The sequence below is a fragment of the Afipia massiliensis genome (genome assembly GCF_001006325.2).
Taxonomy (GTDB): Bacteria; Pseudomonadota; Alphaproteobacteria; order Rhizobiales; family Xanthobacteraceae; genus Afipia; species Afipia massiliensis_A.
In genome coordinates, this window is the sequence record NZ_LBIA02000001.1 from 1476075 (window position 1) to 1499709 (window position 23635).

Consider the following 23635-nt stretch of genomic DNA (forward strand, 5'->3'; position numbering starts at 1 on the left):
TCTTAGCGCGGCATCGGCGGCGGCGCCGACGATGCGTTCGGCGACGACGAACGCCACGCGCCGGCATTGCGGCCCGCGATCATCCAGTAGATCACGCCGCCGAGAATCCCCGCGCCGACCATCACTTCGAGATGCCGCCGCACGATGCCGTTGAAGGTCATGTTCACGGTGTCGAACGGAATGAAGCCGAGATAGCAGCACAGCCCCGCGATGCCGCCGCCGACGGCATAGGCGAGAATGTGGCGGATCGAAAAGGCTTCGGTGACGAGCGCGATGACCAGCGCCGGCATCAGCGCGAAGCCGCTGATCAGGATGAAGCCGAATCCGAGGATGAGGTTGATCGCGCTCTGATCGACATCGATCGAGACGTCGCTCATCTCCGGAAAGAAAATCGCGTACAGCACGACCACGCTCGCGACGATACACGCAACGAGAAATCCGAAGAAAATCGCGAACAGACGTCCGATCACGGCCATGGGATTAATCCGTCATCGCCATGGCGCGCAGCGCCTGACGTTCGCGCGCGGACAGTTTCTCGGTTTCCGATTTCAACTGGCCGCAGGCGGCAAGAATGTCGCGGCCGCGCGGGGTGCGCACCGGCGACGAATAGCCCGCGTTGAAGACGTACTCGGAAAACTTCTCGATCTGATCCCAGTCCGAGCACTCGTATTTGGTGCCGGGCCATGGATTGAACGGAATGAGATTGATCTTGGCGGGAATGCCCTTAAGCAGCTTCACCAGCAGCTTGGCGTCGTCCAGCGAATCGTTGACACCCTTCAGCATCACATATTCGAACGTGATGCGGCGCGAGTTGGACGAGCCGGGATAGGCGCGGCAGGCGTCGAGCAATTCCTTGATCGGATATTTCTTGTTGAGCGGCACCAGTTCATTGCGCAGCTCGTCACGCACCGCATGCAGCGAGATCGCCAGCATGACGCCGATTTCGTCGCCGGTGCGCGCAATGTTCGGCACCACGCCCGAGGTCGAGAGCGTGATGCGGCGGCGGGAAATGCCGATGCCTTCATTGTCCGACACGATCAGCAGCGCGTCGCGCACCGCCTCGAAATTGTACAGCGGCTCGCCCATGCCCATCATCACGACGTTGGTAATGAGGCGGTTGCCGTTCGGCGTTTCGCGGTCGATCCAGTCGCCCAAACGATCGCGCGCCACCATCACCTGGCCTGCGATTTCTCCGGCGGTGAGATTGCGCACCAGACGCTGGGTGCCGGTGTGGCAGAACGAACAGTTGAGCGTGCAGCCAACCTGCGATGACACGCACAACGTGCCGCGATCGGTTTCGGGAATGTAGACGCACTCGACCTCGTGGGCGCGACCGGCGGAATCGCCCGGCAGCCGCAGCAGCCACTTGCGGGTGCCGTCGTTGGAAATCTGCTCGGCGACAACTTCCGGCCGGTCCACGGTGAAATGTTTCTCGAGCTCAGCCCGCATGTCCTTCGACACGTTGGTCATGTCGGCGAAGGTCTGCGCGCCGCGCACATACGTCCAGTGCCAGAGCTGCTGCACGCGCATCTTGCGCTGCCTCTCCGTCACGCCGATCTCGCCAAGGCGCTCGGCGAGTTCCTCGCGCGACAGCCCAACCAGCGAGGGTTTCGCCGGCGGCACGTAGGTTTCAAGGGCCGTCTTTTCGAGGACGCCGGACGCTTCGGTCATAGTCATATCGATATGTGTCTCGGGAGGGTTGCGACGGCACAAAGCCGAGCGTGACGGAACCCTTAAGTCCCGTAACCCGCTATATAGAGCCAATACCGGGCAATTGCGACCGTCTTTCGGCTAACGCCGGCACTCCTGGGCCAGCTTGTCCAGCGCCTGGGCCAGACCCTTGAGCGGGAACGTATCGGTGGTTTCGGTGCCCTTGGCGGAAACGCCCTTCACGGTTGCATCCGCGCCCTTGCGCAGCGCGTCCACCAGCCGATCTTCCTCGGCGGCGTTCTTGATCCAGAGCCCGTCGCCCTGCGAGTACATCGCAAAGCGTGTGCCGCCGACTTCGAGCGAGCCTTCGGAGCCCGGCTTCAGCGTGTAGCCGATCATGATCGAGACTTCGTTCGACACCTTCTCGGCAGGCCGCGTCGAAATGAATGCGTAGGACGGATCGCGCGGGCGGTTCGGCGGATTGGTTTTCGACGAGGCGGGCTTGGCGAGCGCGAAGCAGACCTTCTTGCCGTTCGGCGTCGCCGTGTAGGCGCCCCAGGTGCCGAACTGGCCGACCAGCGACGGCTCGGCATTTCCCGCGGCCGCTGGCGCTGCGGGTTTCGCAGGCGCGGCGCTCTTCGGTGCAGGTTTGGTCGGTGCATCCTTGGCAGGCGCCGCCGCTTTCGGCGCAGGTTTGGCCGCCTTGGATTGAGGGGTTTGGGCGGAGGCAGAATTCGCAAAGCCGCAAACCGGCAATGCCGCCACCAGAATTACCATCGCTCGCTGCAAGGACATCACCAAAACTGGTTCCTTCAATATTGTGACTGCAAGATGGCTCGCACTTTCGCGGGGACGTGCAATAGACCCCAAACCGCTTGTTGGAAAGTTAACCCGGGACACCTTCACGGCCGCTGCGCTTTGCCGCATCCGTTCGAAAAAATCTGACCTGTCGCAGAACACAGCCAGACGCGGCGGCGGACCGCGCAGGCTGTTTCCGCGTGCGCAGTGTTTCAAACATAGTTACATCCCGCAAGCGTCATCGCCATCTCGCAATTGAGATTGTAGGGCTCCAACAAATCCGGCAAGAAGTCCGCCTGTGCTCATAACTCTTCAACTCCTCAGGTGTCTCGATGAAAGCCATTCTCTGCTCGGAATATTGCGGCCCCGACGACCTCGCGCTGAGCGATATTCCCGATCCGGTCGCGGGACCCGGCGAAGCCGTGATCGCGATCAAGGCTGCCGCACTGAATTTCTTCGACCTCTTGATGATCCAGGGCAAGTACCAGATCAAGCCGCCGTTTCCGTTTTCTCCCGCTGCTGAAATCGCAGGCGTGGTCGAGAGCGTCGGCGAAGGCGTCACCGATCTCAAGCCGGGCGATCGTGTCGCGGCATCGTGCGGCTACAACGGCGCACGGCAGAAGATCGCAATCCCTGCATCGCAGGCCGTGAAGATCCCGGACAATCTCGATTTCGATCGCGCTGCCGGCGTCATCGTGATTTACGGCACGGCGCTGCATGCGCTGGAGGATCGCGCCGATCCGAAGCCCGGCGAAACCCTCGCGGTGTTCGGCGCGGCCGGCGGCGTCGGCCTTGCGGCCTGCGAACTCGGCAAGGTGCTGGGCCTGAAGGTGATCGCCTGCGCCTCGTCGGACGAGAAGCTTGAATTCGCCAAGAAGCACGGCGCGGATCTCACCATCAACTACGCCAAGGAAGACCTGAAGGAAGCGCTGAAGAAGGCCGGCGGCGAAAAGGGCATCGACATCGTGTTCGATCCGGTCGGCGGCGCTTATGCTGAAATCGGAGTGCGCTCGCTCGGATGGAAGGGCCGTTTCCTCGTGATCGGTTTTGCCGCCGGTGACATTCCGAAAATTCCGCTCAATCTCGCGCTGCTCAAGGGTTGCGACATTCGCGGCGTGTTCTGGGGTGCGCACATGAAGCGCGAACCGAAGCTGGGCCGCGCCGCGCTGGAGAAGCTGATGAAGTGGGCCGCCGAGGGAAAGATTTCATCCCACGTCGACCGCACCTTCCCGCTGGAGAAGACCGCCGACGCGCTCAAGGTGCTCGCCGCGCGCCAGGCCATGGGCAAGGTGATCTTGCATCCGTGATCTGACGATACGCCGTCATTGCGAGCGAAGCGAAGCAATCCACTCTTGGATAGCAAGAACTGGATTGCTTCGTCGCTACGCTCCTCGCAATGACGAATTAGGCTTTGCTATCCGCCTCATCCAGCCCGCGCGTCATCGCCGCATGCGCGGCCGCGCGATGCTCCGGCGTGATGTGGCTCGCCACCATCCTGATCGCGGTCGCCAGCACCGCCGCATCGTCAGTGAAGCCAAGCACCGGCAGCATGTCCGGCATGAAGTCGAACGGCAGCACGAAATACGCCAGCGCACCGAGCAGCGCCGCCTGCACATGGCGCGGCGTCTCGCGGTCGAACGCGCAATAGTAGGCGGCGAGCAGTTCTTCCGCGAACGGCAAACTGATCGCGAGACGCTTGAACTTCAGCCAGAAATTCCGGCGCACGCGCTCGGGATCCTTCGCGAGCTTTTCCGCCCGCTCGAAATGCGCCGTGTGGTCGGAGGCCATGTTCAAATTCCCTCGAAGGCTGCCGATTGCAACCCGCTTCCCTCACATAGGGATCGCACACCCCGCCACAAGACGTGAATGCGAGGAACGCCCCGTCATCCTGAGTGCGCGCACTTTCTTGCGCGCCTCGAAGGATAACCAACAAGGGCATGACGACGATCATCCCCCCGCGATCTTGTTCATCGCTTCCGCCAGCGCGATGTCGCGCGCGGTCACTCCGTCCGCGTCGTGGGTGGCGAGCACCACCTCCACGGTCTTGTAGACGTTGCGCCATTCCGGATGATGATCGCTCTTCTCGGCCACCAGCGCGGCGCGGGTCATGAAGCCGAACGCCTCGTTGAAATCCCGGAAGGTGAAGGTCCGCGTGATGGCATCGCGGCCGGACACCTCCGACCAGCCCTTGAGCTTCGCCAGCGCCGTGCGCCGCGCTTCCGCCGGTAGCCGTTCCACCATACGCCTCTCCTCTATCACCCGAACTTTACAGCCCTGGTGTCCCGAATCCGAAGTTCTTCATTTCGCGGCAAACACAATTCCTCGCGTCCCAAACGAATACCCAGTCCTTGCGTCCCAAACGAATACCCAGCGTAATGGGTCCCCCGGTCACGGAAAAGCCGCTCTCGGGCCGCTAACCATGGCGAGCATGGAACAAGCGAGCAGCCCAATGATCTGGTATGATACCGACGAACGCCGGGAGGCGCGGTAACCCATGGGCATTCGCGACATGTTTACCAGATCGATGGCGTCGGATGCCCCGCGTCCGCCGGGTGCGCCCAAGCCGCACCGGATGAAGGCGGTGCTGGTCGTGGTCGCCGCCGTGCTGGCGACCGTGGCTGCCGTCGGCGGCGCGACCTACTGGATGAACCGTCCGGTTCACCTGCGGATCGCGGTCGGCCCTCCCTACAGTGACGACGTCAAGGTCGTTCAGTCGATCGCACAGATCTTCTCGCGGGACCGGAAGTACATCCGGCTGCGGCCGATCATCACCGATGGAACCTCCTCAAGCGCGGCGAGCCTCAACGCGGGCACCACCGATCTCGCCGTGATCCGCGGCGATATCGAGTTGCCGAAGGACGCGCAGGCGATCGCCAGCATCCGCAAGAACTATGCAGTGCTGTGGGCGCTCAACGGAAGCAGCAAGAAGGGCGCCATCAAGAAGATCGAACAGCTCGCAGGCAAGCGCATCGGCGTGATTGGCCGCACGCAGGCCAACGTCAATCTGTTGAAAGTGATTCTCACACAGTCCGGCGTGAAGCCTGAAAGTGTCCAGGTGGTTCAGTTCACCACGACGGGCTTCGCCGATGCGATCAAGAATGAAAAGCTCGATGCGTTCCTCGCCGTCGGCCCGCTCAACAGCAAGATCACGGCAGACGCCGTCGCAGCAACCACGCGCGGCGGCAAGGAAGCGACGTTCCTGTCGCTGGATACGGCTGACGCGATTGCGCAAAAGCATCCCGTTTATGAATCGGGAGAAATTCCCGCGGGATCGTTCGGCGCCAAGCCCGCCCGGCCCGACGACAAGATCGACACCATCACGTTCGCGCACCACATTGTCGCGCGTAAATCGCTGTCGGAAGCCACGGCGGGGGCGCTGACCCGGCAACTGTTCTCGATCCGCCAGACCATCCAGAGCGAATTCCCGCTCACGGCGAAACTGGAAACACCCGACACCGACAAGGATGCCGCGATCCCGGCGCATCCCGGCGCGGCCGCCTATGTCGATGGCGAGGAAAAGAGTTTTCTCGACAGATACAGCGATTACATCTGGGGCAGCCTGATGGCGCTGTCAGCCCTCGGTTCAGCGGGCGCTTGGTTCGCCAGCTACTGGCGCAGGGACGAGCGCGTCACCAATTCCAATTTGCGCGAGCGCCTGCTGGAAATGCTGACTGCCTCGCGGAAATCCGACTCGATCGACGAACTGGACGCCATGCAGGCGGAGGCCGACGAGATCATGCGCGAGACGCTGCATTGTTTCGAGGACGGAGCGATCGAGGAAGGATCGCTCACCGCCTTCAGTATCGCGCTCGAGCAGTTCCATAACGCGGTGGCGGATCGCAAGGCGTTCCTGCTCGACATGTCGTCGAACGCCGCGCGGCCGGCACGCAGCCACGTGGCCTGAGCGCGCGCTCAGTCCTGGCTGCGCCACTTCCGCAAAGTCTCCAACAGTTCGTCGCGCAAATATGGTTTGCGCAGTACCGGATAATGCGCAAACGCAGCGGGAACTCCCACCGATCCGGAATATCCCGTGACGAATACAAACGGAATTTTCTGGCGCTCGAGTTGCTCGGCGACAGCGAAGCTTTTCTCCCTGACCAATCCGACGTCGAGCAGCACGAAGTCCGGCGCGCGTTCAGCGATCAGTTGAAGGGCACTGGCGACATCGCGGGCGGTTCGCACCGACCCCACGCCGAAACCGCCGATCGCCTCAGTGGCATCCATGGCGATCAGCGTATCGTCCTCGACCACAAGAACGTCGCTGGGCAGGTCAGCAGGGTTGTGAGCCGCCGGCCCGTTGGGGTCGATGGGTTGCATTGTTGATGTTCCGAAACTGTGTCGAGAAAAGCTGCTGAGACGCCGGCGTCGCGCTGAAAGCCGCAACACCGGTTCCCGGATGGAACCCAACACAAAAGAGCTGGCCGCGTCTGTGCACTTTTGAACACAGGAACGCGGGAACCTGCGCTACGTTGACCGTGTGACGAGGGGATCCATGACACGACAACAGGCCAAGGCGGCCAATGAGGACCGCCCCTTCAACAATCTGCTGCGCCACCTCAGCGATGCGGATTTTGGCCTGCTCGAACCGTTTCTGGAGTCCGCAGACGCGAGGGCGGACGACCTGCTCTACAATCCCGGCGATGACGTCGAGACCGTCCATTTTCCCTGCGGGCCAAGCCTCGTCTCGTTTCTTGTCGCAAACGAAGACGGCCGCGACGTCGAGACCATCCTCGTAGGCCGCGAAGGTGCGGTGGGCGGGATCGTCAGCCAGGGATTTCTGCCGGCCTATACCCGCATCACGGTGAAGGTCGCCGGCCCGTTCATGCGGCTGCGCGTCGCGAAGCTCAATGCGGCAAAAGCTCGGTCGCCGACGCTTCGCTATCTGTTCGCGCGCTACGCCGATTGCATGCTGGCTCAGGTTTTTCAGTCGACCGCCTGCAATGCGATCCATTCGATCGAACAGCGCACGGCGAAATGGATCCTGTCGGCGCGGGAGCGGACCGGCGACGACCTTGTTGCCCTCACCCACGAGCAGCTCTCGACCATGCTGGGGGTGGGCCGAAGCTATGCCAGCCGCGTGATCCAGACCTTCAAGGCCGAGGGCATTCTGGAGACCCGCCGCGGGGCCATCCTGGTCCGCAACCCGGACGCGTTGGCGGCTCGGGCGTGCCTCTGCAACGAGGCCGTCAAAGCCCATTTCGACGAGGTGTTGCGCGGGGTGTACCCAACGCCGGAAAGTGACGCGAAATCGGCCTCCGGAAGGCCGAAATAGGCCCTTCTGACCCCCCAGAATCGCATTGTTTTTCGCGAAATCCCGACTATATTGCGCCGCAAGAAGTCAAGTGTGCCCGGTTCATTGTGGACCGGGCCGGATTTTTTTGGGCTGGTCTCTGACAGACCCCCTTTTGCGGACCGCGCTAACAGCGGCCAGAACGAAAACGAACATGAATTTGCGAAACATCGCCATCATCGCTCACGTCGACCATGGCAAGACCACGCTCGTCGACAAGCTGCTCCAGCAATCCGGCACCTACCGCGACAACCAGCGGCAGGTCGAGCGCGCGATGGACTCCAACGATATCGAGCGCGAGCGCGGCATCACCATTCTGGCCAAGTGCACCTCGGTCGAATGGGACGACACCCGCATCAACATCGTCGACACGCCGGGCCACGCCGATTTCGGCGGTGAGGTCGAGCGCATCCTGTCGATGGTCGACGGCGTGATCGTTCTCGTCGACGCCGCCGAAGGCCCGATGCCGCAGACCAAATTCGTGGTCGGCAAGGCGCTCAAGCTCGGCCTCAAGCCGATCGTCGCGATCAACAAGGTCGACCGCCCCGACGCGCGCGTCACCGAAGTCGTCAACGAAGTGTTCGACCTGTTCGCTGCGCTCGACGCCACCGACGACCAGCTCGATTTCCCGATTCTCTACGGCTCCGGCAAGAACGGCTGGATGGGTACGTCGCCTGAGGACAACGGCAACGGCATGAAGCCGCTGTTCGATCTCGTCATCAAGCATGTCGCGCCGCCGGTGGTGGAAGAAGGTCCGTTCCGTCTGCTCGGCACCATCCTCGAAGCCAACCCCTATCTCGGCCGCATCATCACCGGCCGCATCTCGTCCGGTTCGGTGAAGCCGAACCAGTCGGTGAAGGTGCTGTCGCGCGACGGCAAGACAGTTGAGACCGGGCGCATCACCAAGATTCTCGCGTTCCGCGGCCTCGAGCGCCAGCCGGTCGAGCTGGCCGAAGCCGGCGACATCGTCGCCATCGCGGGCCTCACCAAGGGCACTGTCGCCGACACCTTCTGCGATCCCACGGTTGAAACGCCGATCCAGGCGCAGCCGATCGATCCGCCGACCGTGTCGATGTCCTTCATCGTCAACAACTCGCCGCTGGCCGGCACCGAAGGCGACAAGGTCACCAGCCGTCTGATCCGCGACCGCCTGCTGCGCGAAGCTGAAGGCAACGTCGCGCTGCGCGTGATCGAGGCCGCCGACAAGGACGCGATGGAAGTGTCGGGCCGCGGCGAATTGCAGCTCGCGATCCTGATCGAAAACATGCGCCGCGAAGGTTTCGAACTCTCCGTGTCGCGTCCGCGCGTCGTTCTGACCAAGGATGACGACGGCAAGATTCTGGAGCCGGTCGAGGAAGTCGTGATCGACGTCGACGAGGAATTCTCCGGCGTGGTCGTGCAGAAGATGAGCGAGCGCAAGGCCGAGATGATCGAGATGCGCCCGTCCGGCGGCAACCGCCTGCGGCTGGTGTTCTACGCGCCGACCCGCGGCCTGATCGGCTATCAGGGTGAACTGATGACCGACACGCGCGGCACCGCGATCATGAACCGCCTGTTCCACGACTACCTGCCGTACAAGGGTGAAATCCAGGGCCGCCGCAATGGCGTTCTGATCTCGAACGAACAGGGCGAAGCGGTTGCCTACGCCATGTTCAAGCTGGAGGACCGCGGCCCGATGATGATCGAGCCGGGCTGGAAGGTCTACAAGGGCATGATCGTCGGCGAGCACACCCGCGAGAACGATCTCGAGATCAACGTGCTCAAGGGCAAGCAGCTCACCAACATCCGCACCACCTCGAAGGACGAAGCGGTGCGCCTGACCCCGCCGATCCGCATGACGCTGGAAAAGGCGCTGGCCTATATCGAGGACGACGAGCTGGTGGAAATCACCCCGAAGTCGATCCGCCTGCGCAAGCGGCATCTCGATGCCAACGAACGCAAGCGCGCCGAGAAGAGCAAGGTCGCGCTGGTCGGCTGATCCGGTTGCTGCTCCTCTCGTCATTGCGAGCGGAGCGAAGCAATCCAGACAAGCTGCAGTGGGGAGCTGGATTGCTTCGTCGCAAGAGCTCCTCGCAATGACGGAAAACTGACATGCCCGGCCTTGTGCCGGGCATTGTCGTCTTATAGTTCGGTTAGAAAGCGTGAGTGATACAGGTGACACCAACTCTCCGAACAGCGACGCCATCATGACGTCTCAGAGAATCGATCATCACTCATGACTCTCCCTTCAGAAATCGATGTCGCAATCATCGGCGCGGGCGCGGCCGGCCTCGCCGCCGCACGGACGCTCGAAAGCACAAAGCTCTCCGTTCTCGTCCTCGAGGCGCGCGACCGCATCGGCGGCCGCGGTCACACCCTGCTTCTTCCCAACGATGTCGTGTTCGATGTCGGCTGCGAATGGCTGCATTCGGCGGACCGAAATTCTTTCGTGCCGATCGCGCGTGAGCTGGGATTGGAAATCAACGAGACCCGCCCGCGCTGGCGCGAGCAAAGCCTCAACATCGGTTTCCCGCCGGAGCAGCGCGACGCATTCCTGATCGCGATGGATGCGTTCGACACGCGCGTGACCGACGCCGCCGAACTCGCCGACGACACGCCGGCACGGCAATGGCTCGAACCCGACAACCGCTGGAACGCCGCGATCGAGACCATCAGCACTTACATCAACGGCGTCGAGCTGGATCGTGTGTCGACCTGGGACATGGACGCCTATGAAGACACTGGCGTGAACTGGCGCGTGCGGCGCGGTTACGGCGCGCTGATTGCGGCCTATGGCGCACCATGTCCGGTGGCGCTTAACACCAAGGTCACGCTGATCGATCATTCCGGCGCGCGCATCCGGATCGAAACCTCGCGCGGCACAGTGTCCGCGCGCCAGGTCATCGTCACCGCGCCGACCAACCTGATCGCCAACCAATCGATCCGTTTTCATCCCGCATTGCCGGACAAGGTCGCGGCCGCAGCCGGGCTGCCGCTCGGGCTCGCCGACAAGGTGATGCTGGCGCTGGACGAGCCGGAGTCGCTGCCGAGCGACGGGCATTTTTACGGCACGACCGATCGCATCGGCACCGGCAGCTATCACCTGCGACCGATGGGCCAGCCGTGTATTTCGGGATTCTTCGGCGGCGCGTTCGCGCGCCAACTCGAGGATGCGGGCGAAGGCGCGCTGGCGGCGCAGGCCATCGATGAACTGGTGGCGCTGCTCGGCTCGGAGTATCGCAGGAAACTCAAGCCCATCGGCGAATCGCGCTGGGCGCACGATCCGTTCGCGCTGGGATCGTATTCGCACGCGCTGCCCGGCCATGCCGATGATCGCGCAATTCTCGCCGCGCCGGTCGATGACCGGCTGTTCTTTGCCGGTGAAGCAACCTCACCGAATTTCTTCTCCACCGCCCACGGCGCGCAGGAGACCGGCGTGCGGGCGGCGGGAGAAGTGGTGGGTGTTAGGATTACTTGATAGACTTACGATGAGCGTCGACCGCCAACCGTTCGAGGTCGCCATGAATCTGAATGAAACGCCCTCATCGTTTGAGGATTGGTGCAGCGCTGTCGATCACCGTCTTCAAGATACCTACTGCATATCGATTATCGACGCTGGCATCGACGATGAGCAATTAGCTAACCACTGGACAACTTACGACACGCCCAGCGAGTTCGTAGAATGGTTCGGAACTAAGTACGATCTCGACGCAAAATGAAATGCGGTTGAAGTTTACGCCCCTTTGAAGACGTTATCTCGGTGAAATTTCAAAAAATGCATATTCGGATGCAGTGTTTGATCGTTCGGAAGATTCAGCGTGCGATCCCGATTTATCAGGCGCAGCGCATCGTCTGGAACATGGTTTTTGGCGATGAGAATGCGATAGTCGTCACCAATCGATACTAGTCCTCGGTCAAACATCCAATGAACCGTGCCGGACAGAGCCAATCCGTTTCTTACAGAGTCTGGTCCATTTGATGCGACAGGCTGGATATGAGCGGCCTGAACTTCAGGCCGACCGCCCCCGTTTATCAATCGCAGGCCCGTGATCGCACACCGATTTGCATAAGCCGCGCGGACATTGTGCATAAATGACCTCTCTCGAAATGGACGAGAGACAGTCATTTCAACAATCGGCCTAACAAATGGCTCAGGTGGTTCGGAAAAACCTTGTGCGGGATTTTCTGAAGCGACTGTTTGTTCTGCCAAGATTGGCGCGAAACCCGCTTTCAGGATGCGATCAAACTCTTCGTCGGGGACCAAGCGTACCGCGCGTCCAAATGCCCCTCTATTGGTACTGCCATCTGCCTTCTGCAAGGCACTTTCATAATAGACGGAGCTTTCGGAAAACGGCACCGGCCTGTCGAAGTCTAAGTAATCGCCGACAAGCGCATAGTAGTGATCTGGCTGCTTTTCGTCCTCAACAATTGATTTTACGCGTGCGACGCCGAAGTACGACTGGCGTCCGCCAACACTCGACAGATCTGCGCTTGATCGACGCGGCTCGTAGTAAACAACATGATCGCCGACTGCTTGTGTGGCGTAGTTGAGGTATGTCTTCGGAAAATGATACTGGACCTCCGGTAGATCGTCGTAGCTTGGCGTCACCTTGGTGGTAAAAACTGCTTTTGCCATGAACTATCGACCAGATCGGCCCCAACGGATTGAATGCAGAAAGTAATACTCAGTACGCGAGTTGATTTGTCCAGTCGATCATTGCTTCTTCTTCGCAGCGCCCTGCGCGACCGGCGCCTGCACATTCAATCCCGCTGCGTTCGCGATGATCTGCTCCATCGCACTCGCATCCCCCGCCTCCGCCAGCCAGTGCCCCTCGTTGCCGAACGCGGGCAGCACCTTGAAATCGACCTTGTCGTCACCAGCCTCAATGAAGGCGTCGGCCATGCGCTTTGAGAACTCCGGCGGAAAATACGAATCGTTCTCCGCTACCAGCCACGTCACCGGCACGCGCGCGTCCTCGCCGAATTCGGTCGCTGCGGCGATGAGCTTTTCCGGCGCGCAGATATTGCCCGCGCGATCGTCGGCGCGGCCGCCGCGTCCCGGCGCGAACACGATGATCGCGGAAATGTCTTTCGGGCTGCGGTCGGTGAGCGCTAGCGCGCCCCATCCGCCTGCCGAATGTCCGACGATGACCGACGCATCCTTGCGCACGAAGGGCTGCGTGCGCATGAACGTCAGCGCCGTGGTGATCGCCTCTGCCGTGCTTCGCGCCGACATCGCATACTCCGCGTTGTCACAGCCTTCCTGATCCTCAAGGTAAGGTCCGCCGGTTTTGCCGTGGCCGAGCCGTTGCGGCACCAGCACGGCGAACCCGCGCGACACCAGCACCGAGGCCAAAGCTGCGTATTCCGGCTGTGGCATCTGCGCCCGCGCCAGCCGGTTCTGCGTCGAGGCATGCGCAATCACGGCGAGGCGGAACGGGCCCTTGCCCGGCGGGCGAAACAGCACCGCTCGCGAAGGTGTGATCTGGTCCTGCGTCGGCACCAGCCAGTCCTGCCGCCGATTCGGCGATCCCTCAGGACCCTGTGAGCCGAACCGATTCTCGCCCCACGCGGGTGTCTGAGACGAAAGACCAACCGCAAGCAGCAGGGCGGCCACCTTGAACAATACGTTTTTTGTCATCTGCGGCGATCATTGCCTGCCGCTCGCAGCCAAGCCAAGCACTATACCGCGCACGCCTGTCCTCTTTCGGTACAGATCGCCATTCACCTGATGCAAAAAACCCACATATTAACTGATAATTAACGATGGACCTTGAAGGCGGGGCTGCGAGTTGCTTTGATTGCACCATGAGCACGATCCTTATCGAGGTCCGGCCAGCCAAGGCCTCCGATGCGTCAGCAGTCGCTGCGACGCACGACGAAGCGTGGCGCTCCGCCTACCAGGGAATCATCCCGGGCGCCGAACTCGAAAAGCTGATCAACCGCCGCGGCCCGCAGTGGTGGGATAGCGCGATCCGAAAAGGCAGCCGCGTCAGCGTCTTGTGCTTCGGCGACAAGGTCGCCGGCTATGCCAATTACGGCCGCAACCGCGCCCGTAGCCTGCATTTCGAAGGCGAAATCTACGAACTTTACTTGCGTCCGGAGTTTCAGGGCCTCGGCTTCGGCCGCCGCCTGTTCACCGCCGCCAAGCGCGACCTGATCCAGAGCGGGCTGAAGAGCATGGTGATCTGGGCGCTGTCGGACAACGAGCCTGCGGTCGAGTTCTACCGCACCCTCGGCGGCCGGATGGTCGCGCGGTCCTCGGAGCGATTCGGCGGCAAGTCGCTCGACAAGGTCGCCTTCGCCTGGACGGCCTGAGCCTGTTCCTCAGTCTCCTGATACCTTTGGACCGCTTTTTCGGCTTTCGGCACCCGTCCGGATTCGCTAACCAGTCCGCGCATTTGCTCGAACAGACACAGGCCCGTTATGCGTATCGACGCGATTTCCATCGGAAAAAATCCGCCCCATGAAGTGAACGTCATCATCGAAGTGCCGGTCGGCGGCGAGCCGATCAAGTACGAGATGGACAAGGAGGCCGGCACGCTGGTGGTCGACCGCTTCCTCTATACGGCGATGCGCTATCCGGGAAATTACGGCTTCATTCCGCACACCCTCTCCGACGACGGCGATCCGTGCGACGTGCTGGTCGCCAACACCCGCGCCATCGTGCCAGGTGCGGTGATCGCCGTGCGCCCGGTCGGCGTGCTGTTCATGGAAGACGAAGCCGGCGGCGACGAGAAGATCATCGCGGTGCCGACCTCGAAGCTGACGCAGCGCTACGACAAGGTGAACAACTACAGCGATCTCCCCGAGATCACGCTGCAGCAGATCCAGCACTTCTTCGAGCACTACAAGGATCTCGAGCCCAAAAAGTGGGTGAAGGTGCTGCGCTGGGGCGATGCGGAGGATGCGCGCAAGCTGATCCTCGAAGGCATCGAGCGCGCTAAGAAAAAGTAGGCGCCATTTTTGAGGCTGCGGAAGGATTCAAACGATGCGCCGTGCAATCAGAATCCTCCGCAACCTCGTCCTGCTCCTGATCGCTGCGGTCGTCGTTCTCGCCGGTGTGCTCGGCGTCAATGCGCTGATGCGCACATCCCGCCAGATCGACGTCGCGGCCGCGCCGCGCGTCGGGGTCGATACCGACGCGGCATCGAAGCGGCTCGCGGAAGCCATTCGCTTCCGGACCATTTCGAATTTCCTCGATCCCGAACAGAACGCCGATGCCTTCCGCGGCATGCAGGCCTTCATGCAGGCGAGCTATCCGGCCTTCCATGCCGCAACGAAGCGCGAGGTCGTCGGCAACCTCGGCCTGCTCTATGCGTGGGAAGGCTCCGAACCGAACGCTGCGCCGATTGCGCTGCTGGCGCATCAGGACGTGGTGCCCATCGCGCCCGGCACCGAAGGCAACTGGCAGGTGCCGCCGTTCGACGGCGTGGTCCGCGACGGCTTCATCTGGGGCCGCGGCTCGTGGGACGACAAGGGCAATCTGTTCGCGATTCTCGAAGCCGCCGAACAGCTCATCAAGGAAGGTTTCCGTCCCAAGCGCACGATCTACTTCGCCTTCGGACAGGATGAAGAAGTTTCGGGCCAGCGCGGCGCGAAACAGATCGCGGCGCTGCTCGCGTCGCGCGGCATCAAGCTCGATTTCGTGCTCGACGAAGGACTGCTGATCACCGACGGCATCATGAAAGGCATCGACAAGCCGATCGCGCTGATCGGCGTCGCCGAGAAGGGCTATGTCACGCTGACGCTGAATCTGACGGCGACGCCCGGCCATTCGTCGATGCCGCCGCGCCAGTCGGCTATCGGCATGATGAGCGCGGCGCTGGCGCGGCTTGAGGATCAGCGGTTTCCGGCGAAGATTCGCGGCACCGTACGCGAGATGTTCGACACGCTCGCGCCCGAGATGAACATACCCAACCGCATCGTGCTGTCGAACCTGTGGCTGCTCAAGCCGGTGCTGAAGCGTGAGCTGGAGAAAGGCGCGACCACCAACGCGATGATCCGCACCACCACGGCGCTGACGATCTTCAATGCCGGCAATCAGGATAACGTGCTGCCGGGCAAGGTCGACGCCACGGTGAACTTCCGGCTGCTGCCCGGCGAGACCGAGACCAGCATCATCGATCACGTCAAGCGCGCTGCCGCCAACGACAAGATCGCGGTCGCGCCGCGCGCCGGCAACACCGAGCCGCCGCCTGTCACCTCGACGGCGAGCGCCTCCTATCGTGCGCTGAACCGCACCATTCGCGAGATTTTTCCTGACGTCGTCGTGGCGCCCGGCCTGATGGTCGCGGCCACCGATTCACGGCATTTCGCCGGCGTCACCGACAACATCTTCCGCTTCTCGCCGGTGCGCGCCAATGCCGAAGACCTCACGCGCTTTCACGGCACCAACGAACGACTCAGCGTCGACAACTACGCCGACATGATCCGGTTCTACCGGCGGCTGGTTCAGAATACGGCGGGGTAGCTTCCGTCATTGCGAGCGAAGCGAAGCAATCCAGAGCCACAAGTGAAGACTGGATTGCTTCGTCGCAAGCGCTCCTCGCAATGACGCGATTACACAGCCGGCGCCTTGAGCCCCTTGATCGCGCAGGCCGCGCGCAGCGTGTTTACCAGCAGGCACGCCACCGTCATCTGACCGACGCCGCCGGGCACCGGCGTGATAGCGCCGGCCACGCCGAGCGCCTCCTCATAGGCGACATCGCCGACCAGCTTGTTTTTGCCGTCCGCGCCCGGACTACGATTGATGCCGACATCGATCACGGTTGCCCCTCGCTTGATCCAGTCGGCCTTGACCATTTCCGGCTTGCCGACAGCAGCAAGCAGCAGATCGGCATTCTTGCAGATGGCTGCAAGATCGCGCGTGCGCGAATGCGCAATGGTCACCGTGGCGTTTTCGTTGAGCAGCAGTTGCACCAGCGGACGGCCCACCAGATTCGAGCGACCGATGATGACGGCGTTCATGCCTTCCAGCGAGGCGTGAACCGTCTTGGCGAGGATGATGCAGCCGAGCGGCGTGCACGGCGTCAGCGCGGGCAGACCGTTGGCGAGCCGGCCGGCATTGATCGGGTGCAGGCCGTCCACGTCCTTCGCCGGATTGATGGCGTTGATCACGGTTTGCGTGTCGAGCCCCTTCGGCAGCGGCAACTGTACAAGAATGCCGTGCACGCTGGCGTCGGCATTCAGTTTTGCAATCAGCGCCAGCAGATCAGCCTGCGGTGTATCCGCAGCGAGCTTGTGCTCGAACGACGCCATGCCGGCGGCTTCGGTCTGCTTCGCTTTGTTGCGGACGTAGACCTCGGAGGCCGGATCGTTGCCCACCAAAACCACCGCCAGACCCGGCGTCAGTCCGTGATCGCGCTTCACACGCGTCACTTCATCCGCGACGCGCGCGCGCAGATCGGCGGCAATGATTTTTCCATCGATGATCTTGGCTGACATCCGGTTTCTTTCGTCAGGAGCCTGTTGTCTTGGTCAGGGCGTGCAAGGCATCGCCCAATGTCTTGGGATCGCCGTCCACCGCGACCTGCTTCAGCCGCGAGGTCACGCCGGACAGCACCCGCACATGGCTTTTCGGCACGCGAAGCGCCTTTGCGAGCAATTCGGTCACCGCGCGATTGGCTTCGCCGCCCTCGGCGATGGCGCGGACCCGGACTTTCACGACGCTGCGGCCGTTGGCCAGGGTTTCAATGCCGTCGATCGCGTCAAGCCCGCCGCGCGGGGTGACGCGCAATGCGACGCTGATGCCTTGAACGGAAAAGCGCCAAGGAAGACTCAAGGACAGCTCATGCGAGTCAAGGAACCGGGCGGCCTCGCGGTCAGATCACGTTCGGATAGATGTAGTAGGCAATCACGCGCTGGACGAACATGATGATGAGGATGACGATGATCGGCGAAATATCGAGGCCGCCGAAATTCGGCATGATGTTCCTGATCGGCCGTAGCACCGGCTCAGTAATCTTGTAGAGGAACTCGGCCACCGACGCGACGAACCCGTTGCGGGTGTTCACGACGTTGAAGGCGATCAGCCAGGACAGGATCGCCGAGGCGATCAGCAGCCAGACATACAGATCCAGGACGATGTTGATGATGTCGAGAATGGCGCGCATGGGGTGCTGGCTCGCTTCCGGGGACTGCCGCCTCAATACCGGTTCGCGGCGACGCAAACAAGGGAGGTTCCGGGTCCAAAAGCGCCGAAAACATTGATTTTTGGCGTTCTTGACTTGGCCATGATCGGGATTGTAAATGGCCCCACTTGTCCGCCGTCGCCGTTTGGCCGGCCGATTAAGGGGCCATAGCTCAGCTGGGAGAGCGCGTCGTTCGCAATGACGAGGTCGGCGGTTCGATCCCGCCTGGCTCCACCAACACTTCAAAAATAGTACGACATGCTGTCAGCCAGTGCACAAAGCGCTGCTTTTCGTCATGCCCGGGCTTGTCCCGGGCATCCACGTCTTCACCCGGCTGCGTTTGACAAGACGTGGATGGCCGGGACGACGCCCGGCCATGACGATGCTAAACTTCGGACATGCAGGCGCACGCACGCGCAATCTCAGGGGCCGAGCATGCCGACCGAAAAGTTTCAGTTTCCCGGGTCAGACGGACAACTACTGGCGGCCTCGCTGGACCTGCCGGACGGCGCGCCGGTCGCATACGCCCTGTTTGCGCATTGCTTCACCTGCGGCCAGAATGTGCTGGCCGCCAAGCGGATCGCCGAGGGGCTGGCGAAGCATGGCATCGCCACGCTCCGGTTCGATTTCACCGGCATCGGCGCCAGCGAAGGCGAATTCGCCAACACGACGTTTTCATCGAATATCGCCGATCTGGTGCTGGCCGCGGACCATCTGCGAAAAACCCAGCGCGCACCGTCCATCCTGATCGGGCATAGCCTCGGCGGCGCGGCCATTCTCGCCGCGGCATCACTGATCCCGGAAGCGAAATGCATCGCCACCGTCGCGGCACCCTCGGACCCGTCGCATGTCACACACCTGTTTAAGGATTCCATTCCAGAGATCCGCGAGAAAGGCGAACTGGAGGTGTCGCTGGCGGGCCGGCCGTTCCGCATCAAGCGCGAATTCCTCGACGACATCGCCGAGCACAGGCTGACCGACACCGTCGCGAAACTCCACAAGCCGTTGCTGATCTTTCATTCGCCCACCGATGACTATGTCGGCATCGACAACGCGACCCGCCTTTTCGTCGCGGCGAAACATCCCAAGAGTTTCATCTCGCTGACCGGCGCGGACCATCTGCTGACGCAAAAGCGCGATGCGGTCTATGTCGCCGACATGATCGCGGCCTGGGCGATGCGTTTTCTCGATGCTGCGCCTGCAACGGACGTGGTGATACCGAATCCTGCCGCAGGCGTCGTCATGGTCAGCGAAACCGGCGCAAGCAAGCTTCAGAACATGATCGCCGCGGGCAAGCACCGAGTTCTTGCCGACGAACCGCTCGAAGTCGGCGGTCTCGATACTGGACCCGGCCCTTACGACTTCCTGCTCGGCGCGCTTGGCGCCTGCACCTCGATGACGATGCGGCTTTATGCCGAGCGAAAATCCATTCCACTGGTGCGCACCACCGTGTCGCTGCAGCACAGCCGCGTCCATGCCAAGGATTGCGAGGACTGCGAAACCAAGGAAGGCATGATCAGCCGGATCGAGCGCACCATTGCGATGGAAGGCGATCTCGACTCCGAGCAGCGCGCGAAGCTGATGGAAATCGCCGACAAGTGCCCGGTTCACCGCACGCTGACGTCGGAAATCGCCATCGTGACGCGAACGGCGGAGTAAGAGTCCAGATAAAGCCGCTGTTGACCCCCACCCCGGCGCTACGCGCCGACCCTCCCCACAAGGGGGAGGGATGACAAAAGAACCGCGCGTGCCGCACCTCCTTTCCCTCCCCTCGATGGGGAGGGTGGCTGACCGAAGGTCAGCCGGGTGGGGTGAAATCAGCAAGCTGATGGAGGCGAACTACTCCGCCGCGAGCGATGCAATCGGCGAGGGCGGCGGCCGATGCAGCCAGCCATCGAGGAACGCCGTCAGCCAGGCGCGTTCCGCAAGATCGTGGACCATGCGCCCGGTGAAATGCTCGGCACGGGTGCGCGCGCCCGGAAGCGACATGCGCTCGTGCCCGCGCGTGGTCCAGCGGTGCAGCATCGCGTGGGTCACATCGGGATGAAACTGGATGCCGAAGCAGCGCCCGGTGCGGAATGCCTGCACCGGAAAGTCGTCGCCCTCGGCCAGTTGCTCGGTGCCGGCGGGAAGCTCGAAGCCCTCGCGGTGCCATTGATAGACATGATCCGGCCAGTGCGAGCAGATCTTCCGGCCGGCCTCGGTGGGGCGGATCGGATAGTAACCGACCTCGGCGCGGCCTTCGGGATGCGGCGCGACCTTTGCCCCGAGATGCTTGGCCAGCATTTGCGCGCCAAGGCAGATTCCGAGATAGGGCCGCTGCTCCTTCAGCGGCACGGCAAGCCAGTCGATCTCGCGGCGGATGAAATCCTCATTGTCGTTGGCGCTCATCGGCCCGCCGAAGGTGATCGCCCCGGCATAATGGTCGAGGGTTTCAGGCAGCGGATCGCCGAACACCGGGCGGCGGACGTCGAGGGGATGGCCCATGGCGCGCAGCGCGTTGCCGACCCGGCCGGGCGTGGACATCGGACCATGCAGGATGATGAGCACCGGAAGCGCGGTGAAACGGCCGCATGTGGTCAGGCCAAACGTCGTTGGTCCGAAACCGATTGGTCGATCACCATCAGGCCGCAGCATCGACGCGCCTTCTTCAATCCTCGCGGAGAACAAGCTTCTCCATTGAACGCCTAAATCGAAAATATTGTGTTGCCGGGGCGGCGTCGAGCCGGGATTTTCGCGGACGTGCTCTGCGCAAGACCTGATTTGGCCTGTCCGAAACCCGTGTCCACTTTGCGCTGCGCGGCCCTTCGGGTCGGGATCGTGTCTTCAGCGCTTCTGCTGCACCCGCGCGACCGACGCCAGCACGAGGCTGCGCGGGGCAAACCGCAGCATGAACGGGATCATCCGCACGCCCACGCCGGGCAGCACCAGCCGCTTGTTCGACATCAGCCCTCGATAGCCGGCCCGCGCCACGGCGGCAGCCGACAGGTTCAGCACTGCTGAATCGAGACCCGGCTTAAAGCCCGCCACGCCCTGAAACTCGGTCGGGACGGTGCCCGGACACAAGGCCGTGACCCGCACGCCCTTCGGCCCCAGTTCGCCCCGCATCGCTTCGGTGAACGACAGCACGTAGGCCTTGGTGGCGTAGTAGACCGCCATCCGGGGGCCGGGCAGGAACGACGCAATCGAGGCGACGTTGAGGATGCCGCCGCGATGGCGGACCAGGCTGTCGGCAAAGCGCAGCGTCAGATCGGTGAGCACGCAAACATTCAGATCGACCATCGCCAGTTGCTGCGCGCGATCGAGCTCGACGGCTTCCCCGAACAGGCCATAGCCCGCGTTGTTGACGACGGTATCGACCTCGGCGTCCATCACCTTCAGCGACGCTTCGATCTTGTCGCAGGCGCCGGGCGCGCTGAGATCGCAAGCCAGAATCGCCGGACGCGGATGTCCCGCGGCGGCGATCTCGTCGGCAAGCTGTTTAAGGCGATCCTCGCGGCGGGCAACCAGCACCGTGCTGGCGCCGTGCAGCGCGAAAATGCGCGCCAGCTCGGCGCCGATGCCCGACGAGGCGCCCGTAATCAGCGTGACACGTTTGGTCATGGATGCATTCGGTTGTCTTGGGTCTGGCGAAAACGAAGCGAACAAAAATAAGAAGAAAAATGACGTGCTATGTCGCGGTGTCCGGGGTCAGCCTGCCATCGGCGACACGGTGCTTGATATTGAGACGATCGCGGGAGGAAATGCCGAGCAGGTCCGCGGCGCGCCAGACAACATTGTCCTCGAACTCAGAGACGTGGCCGTCGGCAAACACCAGCTCCCACATCATCTCGATGATGCGAAGCCGGCCTTCCTCGTTGACCGAGCGCATGATCACGCTGGTGAAGCGATAGAGGTCCACCGCCTCGCCCTCGACCAGCGTCGCGTCCGCAATCAGTTTTGCGGCCGTCCCAGGGTCGAGATCGAAACGATATTCGAGCAGCGCGTGCAGTTTGCGCTTTTCGGCCTCGGTCGGCTCGCCGTCGAGTGAAATCACATGGATGAGAAGTGCGGCAGCCGCCAGCCGGTAGTCACCATCGGCGAAGGTGCGCGTTTCTGATCCTGCGGGGGAAACAACGTCAGCGATGAAGTGGCGTAATCTGTCGAGCATCAATCTCTGCAATCGAAAACGGGACTCGGTCGAAGACGTGATTTCCGAGAGGTCGATACGGTTCTCGGTCATGCCCAACAAAAGTCTAAGGCACAAGATCGTCAGGTTCTATGGCCTGAAAATGAAACTCTGGCAATCTCGCGCCCGGTTCCGGCCCCCTTCAACCCTGCCGTGCGCCCGGAAGCCGTCGCGGGTGCAACGGACTCCGACACAATCTCGTCATGGAATCTCGTAAATCACCACCCGGTTGGAAATTCCGCGCAGTTCGACGCTCTTTTCCGCAGGCTTCAGCCCCGCCTTGGCCAGCAGCTCCATGACCGCGGGCGATTTGACCACCGGCCCGGTGGCGTTGATTGCCCGCTCCGTGACCTGCCCCTGCACCCGCGCCGCGATATTCACGGTCTGGCCGAAGTAGTCCTGCCGGTCGTTCAGCATCACCGCGAGACAGGCGCCTTCATGAATTCCGATCTTGACCAGCAGGTCCTTTGTCCCGCGCTGATCGTTGAGAGCGTCCATCGCCTCGCGCATCCGCAGACCCGCAGCGACCGCCTGCTCTGGGCGAACGAATGTCGCCATCACCGCATCACCGATGGTCTTCACAACAGCGCCTGCTTCCGACGCAATGATTTCCAGCAACGCCCGGAAGTGCGCGCGGACCAGATCGAACGCCGCGAGATCGCCGACGCGCTCATAGAGCGCCGTCGAGCCCTTGAGGTCGGTGAACAGAAACGTCAGTGATGTGATCTTGAGGCGCTGATCGAGATTGAGATTGTCCGCCTTGTAAACATCGCGGAAAGTCTGGTTCGCCAGAATCCGCTTCGCGGTGACGATCGGCTTGCGCTTGCCGAGCAGATCGTGGAGCGCATCGCCCGCGATCCAGACCGACGGCAGCACGCGATTTTTGGATTGATTCTCCAGCGTCAGCCGCAGCGGCCCGGGGCGCATCTCGATCGTATCGGTTGGGGAATGCACACCGTCGAAAACCAGCGACGCGTTCTGCTTGTCTTTCGTCGGTTCTCCCTTGACGTCGAGAAACAGCGCGGAGTGCGTGACCGGCTCGAACACGATCACGAACTGCGCTGGCAGTTGCAGCGAGACCACGACTTTCTCGCCGGCTGCGAGCTCAACCGCTTCCAGCGTCGCTTCGTTCACCAGCCGCGAGAATGAATCCTCGTTGATGTCGATGCCCGAACTCCAGAAAATCTGCCGCCAGTAGTCCCAACTCGGCAATGTATGGGGATCGTGCGCCGCGATCCGGCGCACCCGCGGGCTGACGGTGAAGGCGACTTCGACCTGATCATCGATGGAGGCCTGATATCCGGCGGCACAGAGGCCGCAGTGATAGTCCTCGGGCTGAAGCTGTTTCAGGGTGTCATGCGCGCCGAGGACGCCGCTGCATCCAGGGCACAGCACGTTCCAGGTGAGATCGAAGATGCCGAGCCGCGAGGCGTGAAGAAATCCCGAGATCACCTTCTCTTCGCCAAGCCCTGTTCTGGCGGCGAACTCGATCAGGTTGATCCGGTTGAGTTCATGATCGGCGCCGGTTTCGACCAGTGTCTGGATCGCGTCCGCCACCTTGGGATCGGCCGTCTGCTTCAGGACCGAATACAGGGAATTGAAATCGCTCATGCCGAC

At 62.1% G+C, this 23635-nt stretch carries 25 protein-coding genes and 1 tRNA gene; 11 read left to right on the forward strand and 15 right to left on the reverse strand.

The window, feature by feature from the left end; all coding sequences use genetic code 11:
* Positions 1 to 2: 2 nt before the first annotated feature.
* The 3 genes from YH63_RS06960 to YH63_RS06970 all read right to left on the reverse strand — a co-directional run bounded on the left by YH63_RS06960 (position 3) and on the right by YH63_RS06970 (position 2445).
* A complete protein-coding gene (locus YH63_RS06960; protein ID WP_046828227.1) occupies positions 3 to 476 on the reverse strand; it encodes a hypothetical protein in 474 nt (157 codons plus the stop codon).
* A gap of 4 nt (positions 477 to 480) precedes the next feature.
* Positions 481 to 1677, reverse strand: a complete 1197-nt coding sequence (rlmN, locus tag YH63_RS06965; protein WP_046828226.1) for a 23S rRNA (adenine(2503)-C(2))-methyltransferase RlmN — start codon at positions 1675 to 1677, stop codon at positions 481 to 483.
* A gap of 114 nt (positions 1678 to 1791) precedes the next feature.
* Positions 1792 to 2445, reverse strand: coding sequence for an invasion associated locus B family protein (locus YH63_RS06970; RefSeq protein WP_246658024.1), 654 nt, complete (start codon positions 2443 to 2445; stop codon positions 1792 to 1794).
* Between the two features lie 335 nt (positions 2446 to 2780).
* Here YH63_RS06970 and YH63_RS06975 point away from each other — a divergent pair, with 335 nt between their 5' ends.
* On the forward strand, positions 2781 to 3755 hold the full coding sequence (locus tag YH63_RS06975) for an NADPH:quinone oxidoreductase family protein (protein WP_046828225.1): 975 nt from the start codon (positions 2781 to 2783) through the stop codon (positions 3753 to 3755).
* A 97-nt stretch (positions 3756 to 3852) separates the two neighbouring features.
* Here YH63_RS06975 and YH63_RS06980 read toward each other — a convergent pair whose 3' ends face one another.
* Positions 3853 to 4236, reverse strand: a complete 384-nt coding sequence (locus tag YH63_RS06980; RefSeq protein WP_046828224.1) for a YkvA family protein — start codon at positions 4234 to 4236, stop codon at positions 3853 to 3855.
* 159 nt (positions 4237 to 4395) lie between these two features.
* Entirely contained in the window at positions 4396 to 4689 is a 294-nt protein-coding gene (locus YH63_RS06985; protein WP_046828223.1) for a 4a-hydroxytetrahydrobiopterin dehydratase, read from the reverse strand.
* 253 nt (positions 4690 to 4942) lie between these two features.
* Here YH63_RS06985 and YH63_RS06990 point away from each other — a divergent pair, with 253 nt between their 5' ends.
* Positions 4943 to 6352 carry a TAXI family TRAP transporter solute-binding subunit gene (locus YH63_RS06990; RefSeq protein WP_046828222.1) on the forward strand — a complete coding sequence of 470 codons (1410 nt, stop codon included), beginning with the start codon at positions 4943 to 4945 and terminating at the stop codon, positions 6350 to 6352.
* Positions 6353 to 6360: 8 nt separating this feature from the next.
* Here the strand turns inward: YH63_RS06990 and YH63_RS06995 are convergent, their stop codons facing one another.
* Positions 6361 to 6765 carry a response regulator gene (locus YH63_RS06995; protein WP_046828221.1) on the reverse strand — a complete coding sequence of 135 codons (405 nt, stop codon included), beginning with the start codon at positions 6763 to 6765 and terminating at the stop codon, positions 6361 to 6363.
* 175 nt (positions 6766 to 6940) lie between these two features.
* On the opposite strand from YH63_RS06995, the gene YH63_RS07000 reads away from it, so the two are divergent.
* The 4 genes from YH63_RS07000 to YH63_RS07015 all read left to right on the forward strand — a co-directional run bounded on the left by YH63_RS07000 (position 6941) and on the right by YH63_RS07015 (position 11436).
* Entirely contained in the window at positions 6941 to 7720 is a 780-nt protein-coding gene (locus YH63_RS07000) for a Crp/Fnr family transcriptional regulator (RefSeq protein ID WP_046828220.1), read from the forward strand.
* A 172-nt stretch (positions 7721 to 7892) separates the two neighbouring features.
* Positions 7893 to 9716: a translational GTPase TypA gene (gene typA / locus YH63_RS07005; RefSeq protein ID WP_046828219.1), complete on the forward strand. Its 1824-nt coding sequence runs from the start codon at positions 7893 to 7895 to the stop codon at positions 9714 to 9716.
* 237 nt (positions 9717 to 9953) lie between these two features.
* Positions 9954 to 11195, forward strand: coding sequence for a flavin monoamine oxidase family protein (locus YH63_RS07010; RefSeq protein ID WP_046828218.1), 1242 nt, complete (start codon positions 9954 to 9956; stop codon positions 11193 to 11195).
* Positions 11196 to 11205: 10 nt separating this feature from the next.
* A complete protein-coding gene (locus YH63_RS07015; RefSeq protein WP_046828217.1) occupies positions 11206 to 11436 on the forward strand; it encodes a hypothetical protein in 231 nt (76 codons plus the stop codon).
* 14 nt (positions 11437 to 11450) lie between these two features.
* On the opposite strand, the gene YH63_RS07020 is transcribed toward YH63_RS07015, so the two are convergent.
* Together YH63_RS07020 and YH63_RS07025 are read right to left on the reverse strand one after the other, a co-directional pair.
* Positions 11451 to 12353, reverse strand: coding sequence for an HNH endonuclease (locus YH63_RS07020; protein ID WP_083992617.1), 903 nt, complete (start codon positions 12351 to 12353; stop codon positions 11451 to 11453).
* A 78-nt stretch (positions 12354 to 12431) separates the two neighbouring features.
* On the reverse strand, positions 12432 to 13358 hold the full coding sequence (locus YH63_RS07025) for an alpha/beta hydrolase family protein (protein WP_046828216.1): 927 nt from the start codon (positions 13356 to 13358) through the stop codon (positions 12432 to 12434).
* A gap of 167 nt (positions 13359 to 13525) precedes the next feature.
* Between YH63_RS07025 and YH63_RS07030 the strand changes: the two genes are divergently transcribed.
* The 3 genes from YH63_RS07030 to YH63_RS07040 all read left to right on the forward strand — a co-directional run bounded on the left by YH63_RS07030 (position 13526) and on the right by YH63_RS07040 (position 16190).
* Positions 13526 to 14035: a GNAT family N-acetyltransferase gene (locus tag YH63_RS07030; RefSeq protein WP_046828215.1), complete on the forward strand. Its 510-nt coding sequence runs from the start codon at positions 13526 to 13528 to the stop codon at positions 14033 to 14035.
* A gap of 108 nt (positions 14036 to 14143) precedes the next feature.
* Entirely contained in the window at positions 14144 to 14674 is a 531-nt protein-coding gene (gene ppa, locus YH63_RS07035) for an inorganic diphosphatase (protein ID WP_046828214.1), read from the forward strand.
* Positions 14675 to 14708: 34 nt separating this feature from the next.
* Complete coding sequence (locus tag YH63_RS07040; protein ID WP_046828213.1) at positions 14709 to 16190, forward strand: M20 family peptidase; 1482 nt, start codon at positions 14709 to 14711, stop codon at positions 16188 to 16190.
* Positions 16191 to 16279: 89 nt separating this feature from the next.
* Here the strand turns inward: YH63_RS07040 and folD are convergent, their stop codons facing one another.
* From folD to YH63_RS07055, 3 genes are read right to left on the reverse strand one after another with little or no spacing between them, the layout of a single operon-like run.
* Positions 16280 to 17164, reverse strand: coding sequence for a bifunctional methylenetetrahydrofolate dehydrogenase/methenyltetrahydrofolate cyclohydrolase FolD (gene folD, locus YH63_RS07045; protein WP_046828212.1), 885 nt, complete (start codon positions 17162 to 17164; stop codon positions 16280 to 16282).
* A 13-nt stretch (positions 17165 to 17177) separates the two neighbouring features.
* The gene (locus YH63_RS07050; protein WP_046828211.1) at positions 17178 to 17501 is read right to left on the reverse strand and encodes a DUF167 domain-containing protein; all 324 of its coding nucleotides are present in this window, start codon (positions 17499 to 17501) and stop codon (positions 17178 to 17180) included.
* A gap of 40 nt (positions 17502 to 17541) precedes the next feature.
* Complete coding sequence (locus YH63_RS07055; protein WP_046828210.1) at positions 17542 to 17832, reverse strand: YggT family protein; 291 nt, start codon at positions 17830 to 17832, stop codon at positions 17542 to 17544.
* A 179-nt stretch (positions 17833 to 18011) separates the two neighbouring features.
* On the opposite strand from YH63_RS07055, the gene YH63_RS07060 reads away from it, so the two are divergent.
* Positions 18012 to 18087: transfer RNA gene (locus YH63_RS07060), tRNA-Ala, on the forward strand.
* Between the two features lie 198 nt (positions 18088 to 18285).
* On the forward strand, positions 18286 to 19509 hold the full coding sequence (locus YH63_RS07065) for a bifunctional alpha/beta hydrolase/OsmC family protein (RefSeq protein ID WP_046828209.1): 1224 nt from the start codon (positions 18286 to 18288) through the stop codon (positions 19507 to 19509).
* A gap of 180 nt (positions 19510 to 19689) precedes the next feature.
* Here the strand turns inward: YH63_RS07065 and YH63_RS07070 are convergent, their stop codons facing one another.
* The 4 genes from YH63_RS07070 to YH63_RS07085 form a co-directional block, all read right to left on the reverse strand.
* Positions 19690 to 20487 (reverse strand): glutamine amidotransferase, encoded by a 798-nt coding sequence (locus tag YH63_RS07070; RefSeq protein ID WP_137325140.1) that lies wholly within the window; start codon positions 20485 to 20487, stop codon positions 19690 to 19692.
* A gap of 189 nt (positions 20488 to 20676) precedes the next feature.
* Positions 20677 to 21453 carry an SDR family NAD(P)-dependent oxidoreductase gene (locus YH63_RS07075; protein WP_046828208.1) on the reverse strand — a complete coding sequence of 259 codons (777 nt, stop codon included), beginning with the start codon at positions 21451 to 21453 and terminating at the stop codon, positions 20677 to 20679.
* A gap of 67 nt (positions 21454 to 21520) precedes the next feature.
* The gene (locus YH63_RS07080; RefSeq protein ID WP_046829698.1) at positions 21521 to 22000 is read right to left on the reverse strand and encodes a TerB family tellurite resistance protein; all 480 of its coding nucleotides are present in this window, start codon (positions 21998 to 22000) and stop codon (positions 21521 to 21523) included.
* 219 nt (positions 22001 to 22219) lie between these two features.
* Positions 22220 to 23629, reverse strand: a complete 1410-nt coding sequence (locus YH63_RS07085) for an adenylate/guanylate cyclase domain-containing protein (RefSeq protein ID WP_046828207.1) — start codon at positions 23627 to 23629, stop codon at positions 22220 to 22222.
* Positions 23630 to 23635 lie beyond the last annotated feature (6 nt).